The sequence below is a fragment of the Paenibacillus sp. MAHUQ-63 genome, from assembly GCF_028765165.1.
GTDB lineage: Bacteria > Bacillota > Bacilli > Paenibacillales > NBRC-103111 > Paenibacillus_E.
The window spans coordinates 268,141-284,638 of sequence record NZ_JARADB010000003.1; the positions used below are offsets into that span (position 1 = coordinate 268,141).

Annotated in this window: 12 protein-coding genes; 8 read left to right on the forward strand and 4 right to left on the reverse strand. The window is 54.0% G+C overall.

The window, feature by feature from the left end; translation table 11 throughout:
* Positions 1 to 19 precede the first annotated feature (19 nt).
* Both PUT07_RS17550 and PUT07_RS17555 read right to left on the reverse strand, forming a co-directional pair.
* Positions 20 to 2,329, reverse strand: a complete 2,310-nt coding sequence (locus tag PUT07_RS17550; protein ID WP_274469617.1) for an AraC family transcriptional regulator — start codon at positions 2,327 to 2,329, stop codon at positions 20 to 22.
* Between the two features lie 113 nt (positions 2,330 to 2,442).
* Positions 2,443 to 3,270: a phytanoyl-CoA dioxygenase family protein gene (locus tag PUT07_RS17555; RefSeq protein ID WP_274469619.1), complete on the reverse strand. Its 828-nt coding sequence runs from the start codon at positions 3,268 to 3,270 to the stop codon at positions 2,443 to 2,445.
* A gap of 131 nt (positions 3,271 to 3,401) precedes the next feature.
* On the opposite strand from PUT07_RS17555, the gene PUT07_RS17560 reads away from it, so the two are divergent.
* From PUT07_RS17560 to PUT07_RS17570, 3 genes are all read left to right on the forward strand, one after another.
* On the forward strand, positions 3,402 to 4,220 hold the full coding sequence (locus tag PUT07_RS17560) for an AraC family transcriptional regulator (RefSeq protein ID WP_274469620.1): 819 nt from the start codon (positions 3,402 to 3,404) through the stop codon (positions 4,218 to 4,220).
* A 91-nt stretch (positions 4,221 to 4,311) separates the two neighbouring features.
* Entirely contained in the window at positions 4,312 to 5,463 is a 1,152-nt protein-coding gene (locus PUT07_RS17565; protein WP_274469622.1) for an MFS transporter, read from the forward strand.
* A 46-nt stretch (positions 5,464 to 5,509) separates the two neighbouring features.
* Entirely contained in the window at positions 5,510 to 6,289 is a 780-nt protein-coding gene (locus PUT07_RS17570; protein WP_274469624.1) for a 3'-5' exonuclease, read from the forward strand.
* A 79-nt stretch (positions 6,290 to 6,368) separates the two neighbouring features.
* Here PUT07_RS17570 and PUT07_RS17575 read toward each other — a convergent pair whose 3' ends face one another.
* Complete coding sequence (locus PUT07_RS17575; RefSeq protein ID WP_274469625.1) at positions 6,369 to 6,746, reverse strand: IDEAL domain-containing protein; 378 nt, start codon at positions 6,744 to 6,746, stop codon at positions 6,369 to 6,371.
* A gap of 272 nt (positions 6,747 to 7,018) precedes the next feature.
* On the opposite strand from PUT07_RS17575, the gene PUT07_RS17580 reads away from it, so the two are divergent.
* From PUT07_RS17580 to uraA, 3 genes are all read left to right on the forward strand, one after another.
* Positions 7,019 to 8,566, forward strand: coding sequence for an SWIM zinc finger family protein (locus tag PUT07_RS17580; RefSeq protein WP_274469627.1), 1,548 nt, complete (start codon positions 7,019 to 7,021; stop codon positions 8,564 to 8,566).
* A complete protein-coding gene (locus tag PUT07_RS17585) occupies positions 8,563 to 11,475 on the forward strand; it encodes a DEAD/DEAH box helicase (RefSeq protein WP_274469628.1) in 2,913 nt (970 codons plus the stop codon). The genes PUT07_RS17580 and PUT07_RS17585 overlap by 4 nt, the downstream gene beginning before the upstream one ends.
* 69 nt (positions 11,476 to 11,544) lie before the next feature.
* Positions 11,545 to 12,813 (forward strand): uracil permease, encoded by a 1,269-nt coding sequence (gene uraA, locus PUT07_RS17590; RefSeq protein ID WP_274469629.1) that lies wholly within the window; start codon positions 11,545 to 11,547, stop codon positions 12,811 to 12,813.
* 57 nt (positions 12,814 to 12,870) lie between these two features.
* On the opposite strand, the gene PUT07_RS17595 is transcribed toward uraA, so the two are convergent.
* Positions 12,871 to 14,376 (reverse strand): DHA2 family efflux MFS transporter permease subunit, encoded by a 1,506-nt coding sequence (locus PUT07_RS17595; RefSeq protein ID WP_274469630.1) that lies wholly within the window; start codon positions 14,374 to 14,376, stop codon positions 12,871 to 12,873.
* A 144-nt stretch (positions 14,377 to 14,520) separates the two neighbouring features.
* Here PUT07_RS17595 and PUT07_RS17600 point away from each other — a divergent pair, with 144 nt between their 5' ends.
* Positions 14,521 to 15,174 carry a TetR/AcrR family transcriptional regulator gene (locus tag PUT07_RS17600; protein ID WP_274469631.1) on the forward strand — a complete coding sequence of 218 codons (654 nt, stop codon included), beginning with the start codon at positions 14,521 to 14,523 and terminating at the stop codon, positions 15,172 to 15,174.
* A gap of 3 nt (positions 15,175 to 15,177) precedes the next feature.
* Positions 15,178 to 16,056, forward strand: coding sequence for an AraC family transcriptional regulator (locus tag PUT07_RS17605; RefSeq protein ID WP_274469632.1), 879 nt, complete (start codon positions 15,178 to 15,180; stop codon positions 16,054 to 16,056).
* The last annotated feature ends 442 nt before the right edge of the window (positions 16,057 to 16,498 follow it).

The following is a 16,498-nucleotide window of genomic DNA, read 5'->3' on the forward strand; positions in this document are numbered from 1 at the left end:
GGAACAAAAAATGGGCACGCTAATCAGCGGTATCGGTGCCGCGGAATTGTCCTGGCGTGACGCCTGTCATCTTTTTAAACACCCGGATGAAATTCTTGGTCTGATATCCGACCTTCCCGGCAATATCGGCAACGGAAAGCTCGGACGTTCGAAGCAGCTCAATGGATCGTTCAATACGCAGCTTCGTTAAATATTCGATGAAGGACACGTCCATCGTCTTTTTGAACAGCTTGCTGAGGTAGTGCGGGCTTAGCCCGCAAATTTGCGCGCACTGGTCGAGGGACAGATCGAAATGATAATTATCTTCCATATACTGGACGACTTTATGAATAATCTGTTCATGCTCATGATTGTGCTTGCCATGCACGTAAGCGGTAACCGGAGCAACCAACTGCTCCTTGAACCACTGGTTGAGCTCGCGGATCGTGCTGAATTTACGAATTTGCGCATACGGAGCTTCTTCCCCTTCTCCAAACAGGCTTGCTGAATCCAATCCAAGCACATAGGCGGTTCGTATGGCGGCCGTGAGCAGCCGGTAATAGGAAATTTGAATGAGTTCAGGCTTGTGCGTGCCTCCCTGCATGGATTTGGCGAACTCGTCCAGCATCCGCTCCGCCTCGTCCTGCCGGCCGAGCTGCAGGGAATTCTCGAAATGCGATTCGATTTCGATCGGATAGCGGTAATGGTGCTCCGATTCGCTGCCGCCAGCATGCACAATGACCTGATTGTCGCCGACAATGATTCTGGAGCTGACCGCGCGAACCGCTTCCTCGTACAGCTCCGGCACATCCGCGATGAGATCGCTCTGACCGCTCATCCCGATTGTCACCGGCAGCCGCAAATAGTCGGATACGAGGCCGCGAAGCCGCTCGACGAACGATTTGATGTCCGTCTCCCTATCCTCCACGGACTCCTGTTCGCCGAACAGCCAAACGGCTACCTGGTCATTGAGCAGGTTCATGATGATCCCCTTGCGCTGATGAGCTCTTAGCAAATCGTCAATAATATTTTTCACGGCGAAGACGATTAGGTTATGATCGCTTTCCTGGAAACGCGATTGCCGTTCCGGCTGCAGATCGAAGGCAAGCACGAAAATACAGTTGTCCATCCCGACCGGCACTTCATATCTGTGCAGCATGCTCTCCAGCTGCTCTCCGGAGTAATGAAGGAACCTTCCTTGCAGCAGCTGCAAAGCGAAAATCTCACGAATCACCGGCGCTTGATCGCTTAATTGCTGCTGGAGCTCGCTGGCTTCACTGCTCAGCTCCATCCACCTCCGGTGCATAAACCCGACTTCGTCGGTATCGATGTCCTGGCCGTGCTCGCCTTTGACCTGAGAAACCAAATTCTGTATAGGACGATATACCCGTCTTGTCCCCCAGAAGGCAAAGAGCGAGCCTAGCAATAAGCAAATCCCGACGATGATAAGGGTGATGAGCGCAATTCCATTGGATTTGGCATTCAGCTCTTGGAGCGGAACGAGATTAATATACTGCCACTTATTGTATGAAGACGTGATCGGCGTTACCATGTAATCCGTGCCATTGCTGCTATAGGCGAATCGCGGCTCCGCACGGTTATGCGCGACAAGCTCCAATAAGCCGTCCGGAACCGTGCTCCCGGTGCTTGAAGTCACGAGCGCTCCTTGTGCGTTCAGAATATACATTTGCTCCCCGTCATAGCTGATGAAGCGGTCCATCATATTTCTGAACAACGCTTCGTCAATCCGTATGAATAGAAGTCCTGTAGGCTTCTGGGCAAGCAGCGGCACTTTGCTGATCAAGGTAACGCCGCTTTGGTTATAACCGGGGACATTCGGATAAGGTCCGGTGACCCACTTGATCTGATCCTCGGACTCGAGTTCCTTGCTTAGCGCCGCCCGGTCCCCTTCGCCCTCGATTTTGCGTCCGCCATAGAAAGAAGAAATCAAATAGCCTTCGTCAGGCACGTACATCGCCACGTCGCTGACCTCTTGATTGCCGCTCTGCAGGGCGGACAGCTCCCGCGAGATGCTCGAATAGAAGCCTGAGTAATTCGTATTCTTCAACTCAGTGAGATTCGAGCTGAAGAAGCTGCCCAGCAGCATTTGGATGGCATTGTTCTGAATTCGGTCCAGCGTTGCATCCATACTCGAGGATACGTTATTAAGGATGCGGACATTGGATTGGTTCACTTCCCGCTGAACAGCCGCCGCGGAGAATAAATAGCTGCCGGTACCGACAGCCAGCACCGGAACGACCGTAGCGAACAAAGAAAGGATGACCATGTTGCGAAAAAACGTTTTTCGCTGAAAAAAGCGTTTCCAAAAACGCTCGAGCAGGTTGCGCATGATGTACACCTCATAAGCAGATTACTGAGCATTTTATACGGAGACAGGGATTTAAGCAAGAAAAAAGAAGAAGACTGTCTACGTGAGACAGCCCTCCTCAGGGTTCTACTTCATTAACATTCGGCACCGGTCATTTCGTTGGTGAAGAACCTTTTGTACTCTTTGGGCGTCAGCTTCGCCGCTGACTTGCCCACATAGTGGTACTGCAAGGCCCGCCGTCGCTTGGACGAAAGATTGTAAGGGGTTCCATGCTTCAGCAAGCCGTGGAATAAAAGAAGGCCCCCCGGCAATAGCGGCACCGCCACATCCTTCTCGACCGCTACATGCGCATCGCACAGCTGCCAATCGCGCACCGCATAATGCGGTGTCGCCCCGTCCGCCTGCGAGCCCGGGATGACGTGCATGCAGCCGTTGTCCAGCGCCGCCTCGTCCAAGGCGATCCACACGCCGACGACTTGCTTATCGTAGGCCAGATTCCCGTAGGCCATGTCCTGATGCCATGGCTTCTCGCCTCCGCCATGCGGCGGTTTGAGCAGCGCCATGTCCTGTACGAGCAGCGGCTCATCGCCCAATATATCTTCAACGGCGGCCATAATCGCCGGATGATAGGCGATCCGGCGCAGCCGCTCGTCGCCGTCCACGAATTCGTGCACCTTCCGCACGGCCAGCTCGCGTTCCTCCGGCGTCCTCAGTTCGCTGCTTGGCTTCGTGAACTGGATTTGCGCCCCTTTGGCATCGACGAAAATGAGCTCGTGCAAGGCATCCTTGGCCGACTGTATCTCATCCTCATTCAGCACATGCTCGACGGCCATGAATCCGTCCATGCGGTACCGGTTCAACGGCTCAGGTCCCCATTCTCCGAAGCCTTGCAGCTTATCCGCAATCCGGTCGTACCTGTACAGTTCTGCCGAGATTTCTTCCGGCGTGCTCGCTTTCGCCATAAGCCTCCCGTCCCTTCCATTTAACTTATTTGCAGGATTATAGCTTTATTATAGATACGGATCATAGTAAAATAAATGCATTAAAGCACTGGACGGTTTGCACTATTTTACATAAGAAAGCAGGGATCGTGATGTCGACGTTCACAGTGCGTGAGCTCGTTCTCGGCGATTATTTCGGCAAGGTGGTATGCGAGCCCAATTGGAGATGGCACCGCGCCCACAAGCCGTTTCATGACTTTGATCTGTGGTATGTATGGGATGGCGAAGGCGAGGTAACCTTGAACGGCACGGAGCGAAAGGTCGGTCCGGGCGATTGCTTTCTATTTCGGCCTGGAGATTTTACGAGTGCCGCTCACAATCCGCACAAGCCGTTAACCGTTACTTACATCCATTTTGCGGTTCAAGGGAACACTGGTGATCAGGGAAGTAAGATCGAGGATGCCATTATCCCGCTTCCCTCCCACGTGCATTTCGACTCCGCCGAAGCCTATGAGTCCTATCTGGACCGTTTTATCCATGTCAGAATGAGTGGAGCCTATGGCTCCCATGAGGAAGCGGTCATGCTGCTGAAGCTTCTGCTGCTGCTGTTCGAGCGTCAGGCTCCGGCTAATCAGGCGCTTGGTGATACCGCCCGGCGTTCGATGCACAAGGTGATGACCGACGTCGCCGCGCACATCATGCAGGACCCCGGACATCCTTTCAGCATCGCGCAATTGGCCAAGCTGGCCCATCTTTCCCCGCGTTACTTCTCAATTAAATTCAGAGAGATCATGGGACAATCCCTTGAATCCTTCATTATCGATAAAAGAATCGAACGCGCGACCTATTTGCTCAAGCTCGGCATGACCGTCAACGAGGTTGCGGAGGCGCTCGGCTATCGCAGCATTTATTTTTTTAGCAGACAATATAAAAAAGTAACCGGGAAAGCGCCGTCGGCGATGCGTTCTTGATTCGTTTATGCTTTGGAATCTATTGCGGATCATGATAGAATGTATGTTTACAGCATCAAGTGCTAATTCATCCGGGAAGGTTAAGGTCATCATGAGTTCTTCAAATTTACTGCGTTCATTCAATTTTTTGTATTTTGCGCTGCTGGCCATGTTCGTTTCGTTCCTGCCGGTTTATCTCGACGCGCAAGGGCTGCCGGCCTCCAAGATCGGCCTGATCATCGGAACGGGCGGGATCATTACTATTTTCTCGCAACCGTTATGGGGCATGATCAGCGACAAAACCAAAACCATCAAGAAAGTCATGCTGCTGCTGCTGGTCTGTTCCACGTTAGTTGGGTATTTCTTGTATACATCGAACAGCTTCATCGTGCTCTTGCTGTTTACGATGTTTTTGTATTTCTTCTTAATGCCGCTGGACCCGCTTACGGAAAGCTTGAACTTTCAAACGGCGGAAGCCAATGGCGTCAGCTACGGCTCTATTCGTACGTTCGGCGCAGTGGGTTATGCCGTCATGTCGCTCGCCGTCGGGTATGCCATTCAGTATCTAGGGCTGAATAGCCTCGGCTTGTTATTCGCCGGGATCGGCCTCATTTCACTTGTCATTTGCCTGGCTCTTCCCGATGCCCCAGTCACCGGAAAACCGATTACACTGAAGAGCTTACAGAATTTCCTAGGAAATAAAGAAACGATTTGGTTTATGGTGTTAATCTTTATTGTTGCCGTTCCTCAGCGGATTAATGATACCTTTCTTGGCGTTTATATCCGCAACTTAGGCGGCAGCCCGGACCTTGTCGGACAAGCATGGTTTCTAGCGGCGGGCAGCGAAATACTCGTCTTCGCCCTGAGCTTCTGGTGGCTGCGCAAAGGCAAGGAGCTTGCCATCATCGCGTTCTCGGCGCTGTTCTATTTCATTCGCTTCTTCCTGTCCGCATGGATTACCGAACCTCATGCTCTCGTCTATTTGCAGCTGCTGCAGATGTTCACGTTCCCGATTTTCTATTCGGCTGCGATTCAATATTTGTACCGCATTGTGCCTGAAGAATGGCGGGCTACCGGACAGACCGTGCTTGCTCTGCTGTTCTTCGGTGTATCCGGTATCGTCGCCTCCTATGCCGGCGGATGGTTCTATGAGGTATTCGGCGGACAGTCGCTCTATCTCTGCATTTCTATCATGTCCTTCGCCGGTTTGGCCTTCAGTCTCATGCTGCGCCTAGTCTATGGAAAAGCAAAGATGGCAGCCTGAACATTTTCTGATACAATGATAGGAATAGAAGAACGGGGGCTGCATCATGGATTACATTGTGTTAGATATCGAATTTAACGGCCGGAAATTTGCCAGCGAACTGCCGATGGAGGTTATAGAAATCGGGGCTGTCCGGTTGAATGAGGCGCTTCAGCCTGTCGATGAATTCGCGGCGTTGATCAAGCCGGTCTACTTCTCGAAGCTGAACGGATTTATTAAGAAGAAAACGGGCATCCCGCAGGAGGATATCGATAAAGCCGCCGGCTTTCGCAAAGTGATCGCCGATTTCATCCACTGGCTCAACCGCAGCGAGCAATTCCTCCTCATCACATGGGGAGGCGAGGATCTGAAGCGCATCGTCTACGATACGCGGATGCACAAACTGGATGATTCCTATTGGATGAATGCCGACTATTTCGATTTATTGAAGGGATACATCCGCTACAAAAATGTAACGAACGACGTAAGCGTCGAGGCGGCGCTGCTCGATCTGGAGATCGCGGCGGAAGGGGCCGCGCACCGGGCTTTGGATGACGCACGAATGACGTCACTCGTGTTCCGCGCCGTCTTCGACAAGCTGGATTTCGCCCGGAAGCAGCAATACGTCGACGTATATAGCAATGCGAGAGAACGGAAGCTGCTCAAGACGGCGATTCGCACGATAACGGCCCAGAAGCAGGTGCCGACTTGGGAGCTCATTCAAGAGCATTATTTTACGGACAAGATGGCGCTTACCGATCCGCGGAAAATTGCCGAGCTGCAAGCGTTGTTCGATACGGAGATGGCCAAAGTGAAGCCAAGCGCTAAGAAGGCGCCTGTACAATAAACGGACGATCCGCCGCTGCCGGCGGCACCAAAAAAAGCCAATCCTCGTGACATGTGAACATGTCCGGGACTGGCTTTTATTATAACTGATCGACGCCCAAGCGATTGCGGAACGCTAGAGACGGGAGTGCATCCTGTTCATTGCGCTTCGATCCATGTTGTTGAAGAGAAAGCAATTTCCCCGTCAACTCGAAGAACCATTGTTCGTCTCTGACGGCCAAAGCGACATCAATCAAGCTTTTCACCTGCTCCTCGAGATCCAGAGAGCTTACTGGCAGTTTTTTGACATCCTGCGTACTTACTTCCATGACTTTTCCAATCGTTGATTCACGGTCGGATGCAATCACGTAAATACGAGTCATACCTCCAAGCACATCAATGGATTCAACATAACCGTGCAGCATTTCATCTTGATTCGTGGTGGCCATAACCCAATCACTGATTTGATAGTTCATCATCCAACACCGCCTTAGCGTTATTTTGTTCAACTTCTATACTGTAATTATAATTGTTACAGTAAGAATTGTCAATGCGGTATATGTTGAATTCCCTATGTTGTTCGCGGCTCCGCACACTATACTCCAATTATGACTCTTCCAATCTTCATTTATTCACCTAGCGATCCTATTCTATGAATTTTTTTTCATACAATACGAAATTTACTTTATAACCTCCACTATTTATACTAAGAAGGTTATTAGTTACTCCATTTTTAGCAAGGAGATCAACCATGAGTGCCTCTCCCCTTTTACATGATGAAGATTGGTTGAAGCTGTTGGCGCATGTCGCCGAAGCTTATACGGATGTGACCCTTAGCCGGGGATTTACTTCTTTTAAACAAGGTCAGGTCGTGTCCCTCAGTATGGCGGAAGCGCGGATGGTGCAGGCCAAGGTCGATGATTCCGACTCATACCGCGTAACGCTTGATCTGGATCAGCTTGCCGCAAGCCGGTGCACGTGTCCGGTTGGGCGCTCTTGCAAGCATTTGGCCGCCGTGATGATGGAGCTGGGGGATCGTCTGGGGTACCCGGCTGCGCACATCATGAATGCCAAAATGCATATGAAGCGCGCCGCAGCAGCAGCCTCATCCGAGTCAGCGATCCTGGAGCTGCCGAACTTGCCTGTTTCCGCCTGGCAGCAATTTCTCGACAACCTGACAATTCAGTTCAAGCCCGCCTTGGATCAAGGCAGCTATGTACTCCAGCTGCGCAATCATTTGGCAGCGTTAAGCAAGTATGACATCCCGTTCTCCGCGCAGGACCGTGCCTTCTTCGAATTGCATCAGGAGCTGTTCCTGCTCCGTAAAATAAAGAGCTCAAGCTCCCATAGCGCCAGCTTCTTCACATCGTCAACCATCTACAAGGTCTATGACGATATTATGACCTGGCTGAAAGCGAACGTACTGCGATTATCTCTGGAGCAATCCGGAGATCGGCTGACCTCGACCCTTGCTTATATCCGCCAGCAAATGGCCGAGCAAACCGGTCACAGCTACCAGGATTTCGGCATTTACACGGCACTCTGGACAGCGTGGCGCAAAGCCGACGGCACTGCGGCGCATGTTCACGCCCGGAAGGAGCTTGAAGCCTGGCCCTCTGCATCGACGCCTTCGCTTCATGCGGCGAACACGTTCCTGTTGCTTGTGGCGGATAAACCGAACGATGCATGGTCATTCTTCGAAGCGGCTCCGTCCTTCAAGGACACGCCCGCTTATCTTTTTGTAAGCTTCTTCGATTATATGATTGAATCCCGCCGCTACGCGGATCTGATAGACTGGCTTAAGAAATCGAACGAATTCTTCAGCAATCCGCGCACCCGGGAACTCGATACTTATGCGAAATATTGGCAGATCGCTATCCAGCACGTCCCGCAAGGGGAAGGCGAGATGTGGCAGGCGCTGGAAGCTCTGCTGCCTCGCTCGTTCTGGCTTATCGAGAAGCTTCTGTACGAGCGGGGCAACTGGAAAGCATGGCTGGAAATGCAAATTTCCCAGGGGCGCGATCCGCTCTTTCACCGTGTCAGCGTGCTGCAGCCGATTGAGAAGGAACAGCCGCAGCTGCTGCTGCCCTACTATCATCAAGCGGTTCATCATTATGTCGGCCTGAAGAACCGCCACGACTACAAAGCCGCGGTTAAACTGCTGAAACGGCTGGGGAAGGTATACAAAAAATTGAAGCAGCCCGAACGCTGGGCGGCCTTCCTCGACGGTTTCGCGGACCGTCACAGCAGGCTGCGTGCTCTGCAAGAGGAACTGAAGAAAGGAAAACTGCTCGAATGAACGTCATTTTGCACGACTTGACCCTACATATCACGATGACCGATCGCGGCGACGCCCTCATCTGGGGTGAACTCGACGGACGTGAAGCACCGGGCGAACAGCTGCGAAATCTGCTGTTTGCCTGGCATGAGCCGTCCTATTACGGCACTACGCTGGAGCTGCGGCAAGCCGGCGAGCTGACCGTCGTTGTGCTTCCGGCGGAAATGGTTCTGCCGTATTTCGCCGAGCCTGCGTTCATGGGCATCATGCAGATGAACGAAGGGAATGCCGCTGCGACCGTTCTGCTCGCCGCCGCTCCCCTGCTCTATCAGGAAGCCGTCGAGGGGCGTTACGTGCCCAGCTTGCAAGACTTTCGGAGAGGAACGTTAGGCTGGTCATGGGACACGGAAGCGGAAGCGTTACGAGCGTTGGATTGGTCGACACTCCGGCACGTCGAGGGACTCGGCTCCGGAGCGGAGGGCCTTCGGGCCGCCTTCTCCGCCGCTGTCTCCGCCAAACATTACGCGGACGAAGCCGCCTTGTCCGATTTGCGGAGGGACTACCCCGCTTTGTTCCAACAAGGCGCGGCCCTAACCGGCATGACCGAGGAGGAATGGCTGTCCTCGCTGGGCTGGCGGCCGGACACGGCGCCGTTCCGCCCTGCGCTGCAGCTCCTGGAGCCGGACGAAGAAGACGACACTTGGCGGCTGCGCCTTGTGCTGCAGGACAAGCAGGATGGCTCGGTGCTTGCGCCGATACGGCTCACCAAGGAGGGCAGCGCCATCGGCACATGGGACAGCTCCTGGAGCCCCTATGTGCGTGAGCGTTCTGCCGGCTGGGCCGCGCGGCTGTCCGAAGCGCTGCCTAGCGGCAGCAGCGGCGAAGAGCTGCTGGCGGGGCCACTGAGCGACGAAGAAGCTTGGCGCTTCCTGACGGCCCACAGCCGCTTCCTGCTGGACGGCGGCTGGAACGTCATGCTGCCCGGCTGGTGGGAGGCCGCCTCCAAACGCAAACCGCGGCTGCGCGCGAAAGTCTCTTCCGAAGCCGGAGGCAAGGGCCGCTCGCTCTTCGGCGTGCACGCCTTAGTCGACTTCGACTGGCGCATCGCGATCGGCAACGCCGAGCTGAGCGAAAGCGAATTCGCTGCGCTGCTATCCAGGAATGAACGCCTGATCCGCTTCCGCGGGCAATGGGTATATCTGGACCCTGCGCTGCTCGAACAGATCCGCAGGCTGATGGCAAGCGTCGACCCGCAGGAAGGACTGTCCCTGCTTGACATATTCCAGCTCCACCTGCTGCGGGAATCCGAGAAAGACCCTGCGCCGAATGGCAGCCGCCAGGAAGAGGATGACGCGGAGGATGAGGCTAGAATACAGCTCGAAGTCGAGCTTAACGCGCATCTGATGGGGCTTATGCGGCAGCTGGCACAGCCTTCGGAGCTGGAGGAAATTCCGGTGCCGGCCGGACTGCGGGCAGAGCTGCGCAGCTATCAGCGGGAAGGCTTCACCTGGCTGACCTACTTGCGCAAGTTCGGCCTTGGCGCCTGCTTGGCCGATGACATGGGTCTCGGGAAGACGATCCAGTTCATCACTTATTTGCTGCACCATAAACCGGAATCGGAGCAGCCGGCGCTGCTCATTTGCCCTACCTCCGTATTAGGCAACTGGCAGAAGGAGCTTGCGCGTTTCGCGCCTGAGCTGCGGGTTTTGTTGTATTACGGCAAAGGACGTCTGAGCGGCGAGAAGCTTGCGGAAGTACTGCAGCATACCGACATCGTGCTGACCTCGTATACGACGGCGTTGATGGAACAAGAAACTTTGCAGGAGACCGTCTGGAGCTCGCTCTGTCTCGATGAAGCCCAGAACATCAAGAACGCCCAGAACAAACAATCGGCCGCAGTCCGTTCGCTCAAGGCGAAGCACCGGATTGCTTTGACGGGAACGCCGATCGAGAACCGGCTGTCGGAGTTGTGGTCGATCTACGACTTCTTGAATCCCGGCTATCTCGGGACCCAGCGCGGCTTCCAGCATCGCTTCGCGAACCCGATCGAGAAGCATCAGGACGAAGAACGTACGCAGCAGCTGCAGAAGCTCGTCAAGCCGTTCATGCTCCGCCGGAAAAAGAAAGATCCCGCGATCCAGCTCGATCTGCCGGACAAGCAGGAGATGAAGGTCTATATTCATTTGACCGCCGAACAAGGCGCTCTCTATGAACAAGCCGTCAAGAATCTGATGGAACGCATGCGGCAGCTCGAAGGCATGGAGCGCAAGGGCGCGATCCTGTCAGCTCTGACCCAGCTGAAGCAGTTGTGCGATCATCCCGTCCTGCTGACGAAGGAAGCCGGGCTCACCGAAGAAAGCTTGCTGGCAGAGAGCAGCCGCGATGCTTTCATCCTGCGGTCAGCCAAGCTGGAACGTTTGGTCGCTATGGTCGGCGAGCTTCGCGATGAAGGCGACTCCTGCCTGATCTTTACGCAGTATGTCGGCATGGGCCGTATGCTGGCCGACATCCTCCAGGCGCAGCGGGGCGAGCCGGTCCTGTATTTGAACGGCAGCACGCCGAAGCAGGAACGCGACAAGATGATCGACACCTTCCAAGCCCCGGACGGACCGGGTATCTTCGTGCTGTCGCTCAAGGCCGGCGGCGTCGGGCTGAATCTGACTGCCGCCAATCACGTGTTTCACTTTGACCGGTGGTGGAATCCGGCGGTGGAGAACCAAGCGACAGACCGTGCATACCGCATGGGGCAGACGCGGAACGTTCAAGTACACAAGTTCATTTCCTTGGGGACGCTGGAGGAGAAAATCGACGACATGCTGGAAAGCAAAATGAGCCTGAGCGAGAACGTCATCTCCACTTCGGAGGCATGGATCACAGAGCTCTCCAATGACGAGCTGCACGACCTGTTTGCTCTCCGCAGAGAGTGGTAAGGCTTACCTGCAAGCAGGATTTGTGGTAAGATAGCGAACGAGAAGTTACAGAAAGGATGACGTATCACCGTGTCTCGTATCATTCAAGTCGATGAACGCCCCTCCATAGGCGAAAGCATCCCCCTCAGCCTGCAGCATCTGTTTGCGATGTTCGGCTCCACCGTGCTGGTTCCGATTCTGTTTCATGTGGATCCCGCCACGATTCTGCTTATGAACGGAATCGGCACACTGCTTTATATTTTGATAACCAAAGGGAAAATTCCCGCCTTTCTAGGGTCAAGCTTCGCCTTCCTATCGCCGGTTTTCGTCGTCCTTGGTTCCAAGGGCTACAGCTCGGCGTTAGGCGGCTTCCTCGTGGTCGGACTCATCTTTACGATCATCGCCATCCTCATCCGTTTTGTGGGAACGCGCTGGATCGATGTGGTATTCCCTCCTGCGGCGATGGGCGCCATCGTGTCTGTCATCGGACTGGAGCTTGTGCCTACGGCCGCATCCATGGCGGGAATCATCGGCCCGGCCGATGCCAAGGAAGCCTGGAGCCCCGATATGACGGCGATCACGGTATCCATTTTCACATTTTTAGTCGGGGTGATAGGTTCCATCGTCTTCCGCGGATTGCTCAAGGTCATTCCGATTCTTGTCGCCATCGTGCTGGGCTATGTCCTTGCAGCATGTCTGGGACTTGTGCATGTGCAAGAAACCTGGAACGCCGCCCAATGGTTCCAACTCCCGACGTTCACAACTCCAACCTTCGATCTGGCGAGCATCTTGATCATCGCACCCGCCTCGCTGGTTGTCATTGCGGAGCATATCGGACATCTGATCGTAACGAGCAATATGGTGGGCAAAGATTTGTCCAAAGATCCTGGGCTCAGCAGATCGCTGCTCGGTAACGGTATCTCCACGATGCTGTCCTCCCTCGTCGGCTCCACACCGAATACGACTTACGGGGAGAACATCGGGGTTATGGCCATCAGCCGGGTATACTCCGTCTGGGTCATCGGCGGCGCGGCCGTCTTCGCGATTGTGCTGTCGTTTGTCGGCAAAATTTCCGCGCTGATTCAGACGATCCCAACTCCGGTAATGGGCGGGGTATCCCTGCTGCTATTCGGAATCATTGCCGCTTCGGGCATTCGGATGCTCGTCGAAACGAAGGTCGACTATGCGAAGCCGGTTAATATGATTCTAACGACGGCCGTGCTTGTCATCGGACTTAGCGGCGCGGCGCTGAAGCTGGGGCATTTCGAATTGAAAGGGATGGCTTTGGCGACGATTGTGGCCATTGTGCTCAGCTTGTTCTTCAAGCTGCTCGACATCTTGAAGCTGTCTAACGAATAAACGGAAAACCTAGCGAAGATCGTATTTCACGATCCCGCTAGGTTTTTTTGGCTGCAATTAATGAAGTCCTTCCAACGCAACCTCGCGCTTGCCTTCCTCTGCCGGCTTGAACTGCTGCTGCCCGCGGCGCAGGAACAAGCCCAGGAAGATGCCGCCGACGGCGATAAAGAGCATCACGCGGAATGTATAGCCGAAGGCCTCCGGCGCTACGGCCAGCATCGCTTTCGTCATATCCGCGGGACCCGCGATGGCCAGCTGCTTCTCCGCAATCAGCGTGGTGACGCGCGAGGACAGGATTGTCACAAGGGTAGCCACCGCGAAGGAGTTGACCACCTGCTGCATAGCGCTCGTGAGCGACGTAACCCGGCTGACAAGCTCCTGCGGAGCCTTCTTGATCAGATGCGAATTCAGCGGCATCATCATGAGGCCCATGCCGGCGCCGGCCATAATAAGCGGCAGCAGCAGATCTTTGCCCTCGGTCGTCAAGTCAACGTGCGAATATTGATAAATCGCGCCGGAAACCAGCGTGAGGCCGGCAACGACCAGCCAACGAACGCCGATTTTGTCAAACAAATAGCCGCCGACCGGCATCATGAGACCGGATGCGATCGCCTGCGGGAACAGCGTCAGACCGGTGTCGAACGCTCCATACCCGCGGGCTTGCTGCAGAAATTGCGGCAGCAGGAAAATCGCCCCGAACAGGGAGAACTGCAGCACCCATTGCACGAAAATACTGAATGAAAAGTCAACGGACTTGAAGATGCGCAGCTCCAGCAAAGGAATTTTCGCTTTCAGTTCCACGATGATGAATGCGATTAATGCGACCGCACCGACGAGGATACCGCCAATCGTGTTCACCGAGGTCCAGCTTTCGGCACCTTGTGTAATCCCGTAAGATAGCGCAGCGAATGCGATCGGTCCGAGAATCATGCCCGGCAAGTCGAACCCGGCCACAGCTTTCCGCCCTGCCGCCGGCAGCTTCCACAAACCGAAAATTAGACTGAAAATACCGACAGGCAAATTAATGAGAAAGATCCAGTGCCAGGAATGATATTCCACCAGCCAACCGGACAAAATAGGTCCGATTGCCGGCGCCAGCAGGATCGGCACGCCGAGCATCCCCATGACCTGGCCGATTTTGTTCGGCGGGCTCAGACGATACACATACGCCATGGCGACAGGCATCACGAAGCCTCCGCCCAAACCTTGCAAAATACGAAAAACGATCAACCACTCCGCGCTGTTCGGTGTGGCACATAATACGGACGCAACCGTGAATAGCACGACGGAAGTCAAGAACACCTGCTTGGCGCCGAAACGGTCGGACAACCAGCCTGCGAGCGGAATGACTGCGGCGGTAGCCAGCATATAGCCGGTAACCGTCCATTGAATGGTCGGCAGATCGGTCTGGAAATCGACGACCAGCTTCGATAAAGCGACATTCATGGCCGTCGAATCCAGGATGACCATGAAGATCCCCGAGATGATGGCGATGAGCGGTACTAAAATACTTGTCATCTTGAATTCCGGCTGGGGTGCGCCGGATGTTGACGGTTGACTCAATTTTAACGCCTCCTTCGACAATTTCGCGTCTCTCATGTTACAATGAGAACGGACAATTGTCCGCAATCCACATAATACGGACAATTGTCCGCAATGTCAAATATATCTTTTTTGTTAAGAATCGTTAGTCCGGGAGGAACCCACATGAAACAGCCAGAGAACGATGAACAATCCTTATACGATCTTGATATAGACGCTAGTCCCGCCTGCGGACGTCGCGAGGAACGCGATTCGGAATATCGCCGCCGCATCCTGACATCGGCCCGGGCGCTTTTTCAAACCCATCCGATTGAGAACGTCACCATGCATCAAATCGCCAAAGAAGCCGGCGTCGGCCAAGGCACGCTCTACCGGCGCTATGCGCATATCGGCGACGTGTGCAGCGATTTGCTGCGCTCGTCTACGACACAGTTCCTCAATTCGATGGAAGCCGATCTGTCCGCACCTATGCCGGGCGTAAGCCCGCTTCAGCAACTGCGGCTCGCCATCGTCCGCATTATTGACTTCGTCGAAGAGAAAGCGCCTCTGCTCGCGACTGTGGTGTCCATGCACACCGATAAGCGCAGCTTTTCCCTGTACAAAAAGCCTTTCTTCCTGCGGCTTCATCACTTGATCACTCCGCTGCTTGCCCGTGCGATCGAGCAAGGAGAGATGGAACCGCTCGATGTGACCCTTACCGCCAATACGATTCTGGCTTCCGTTGTTCCGGATCACTACTTATATCACATCGAAGTGCTCGGATATACCAAAGAACAGTTCATCGACGGTATTTGCCGGCTTTTCGTGAAAGGACATTAGGTCATGAAGACAAGCATGAATGCGAGCGAAAGAACGTTCTGGAAGAAATATCTCGCCAAAGCGAAGCTTGATTTATCTTACGCCGCCTATACCAAAGTCCAGCGAACCTGGCAGGATGAGAATCCTGCCTGTCCGTTTAACCGGCTGTATTTTATTCGCGAGGGCGAAGGCTACGTGAAGATCGGCGGCAAGACGTATTACCCCAAGCCTGGCGAGCTGTACCTGCTTCCTGCCGGAAGCGATCAAGCGTACGGCACGATAAGCGATCATACCTTCGGCAAATATTGGTGTCATTTTACGGCCAAAATCGGCGATTTGGATCTGTTCCAATTGATGCAGACGAACCCCTGCATTCAAGTTCAAGATCCGGCGGCGCTGGAAGCGGCGTTCGAGCAGCTCATCGCTTTCCGCCAAAGCGACAGTCTGACGTCGGAATTCAGAGCTTATTCCGTTCTGCTGACCTTTATCGCCGACTTTATCGAGCAGAACAAATTCGTCAAGCTGAACCTGACGTCCACGCCGACCTATGAGAAGATGAACAAAGTCCTGCATTACATGGAGCAGCATCTCGCCGAAAATGTGTCCGTCGATGACCTGTCGCGCATTGCGCACTATCATCCCAATTATTTTATCAATGCGTTCAAACAATTTACCGGCTACTCACCCATTCAATATATGAACCATCTGCGTTCCGAGAAAGCCAAAGACTTGCTGATGACGACGGAGCTAAACGTCTCGCAAATTGCCGATGCGCTCGGCATGGAATTATCGTATTTTTCCCGCATGTTTCGTGAACAAACCGGCTTCAAACCGACGGCCTTTCGCGATTTGAAGCCGAAAATGCAAGAGCGAGACGATTTGTCTCCGGGTGATGGGATGTGAGGATGCTAGGTTGGGGTGAAGTGAGTTACGTTGGGTGAGGCGGGCTAACTTTTTGGCGAGGTGTGCGACTTTCGGATGAGGCGGGCTACTTTTTGGCGAGGTGTGCGACTTCGGATGAGGCGGGCTACTTTTGGCGAGGTGTGCGACTTTGGGATGAGGTAGGCTACTTCTGCCGAGGTGTGCGACTTCGGATGAGGCAGGCTACTTTTGCGTAGTATGCGGCTCATGTTAGAAGTAGACGTAACTTCTCCCACTATTTTTGCTCAATGACGCCTTCGGGGAGGTAACAACTGGATATTCTCCCGTTAATTTCGTGGAAAGTGCCGCGTGCTGATCATCAGGCGCTAATTTAGCTGGAGGAATTCCTGTTATTCATCCCGCGAGCCCATTGAACTGTTGAAATAGCAGGAGTTTTTCCAGGTATTTTATGCGTAACTGGAAT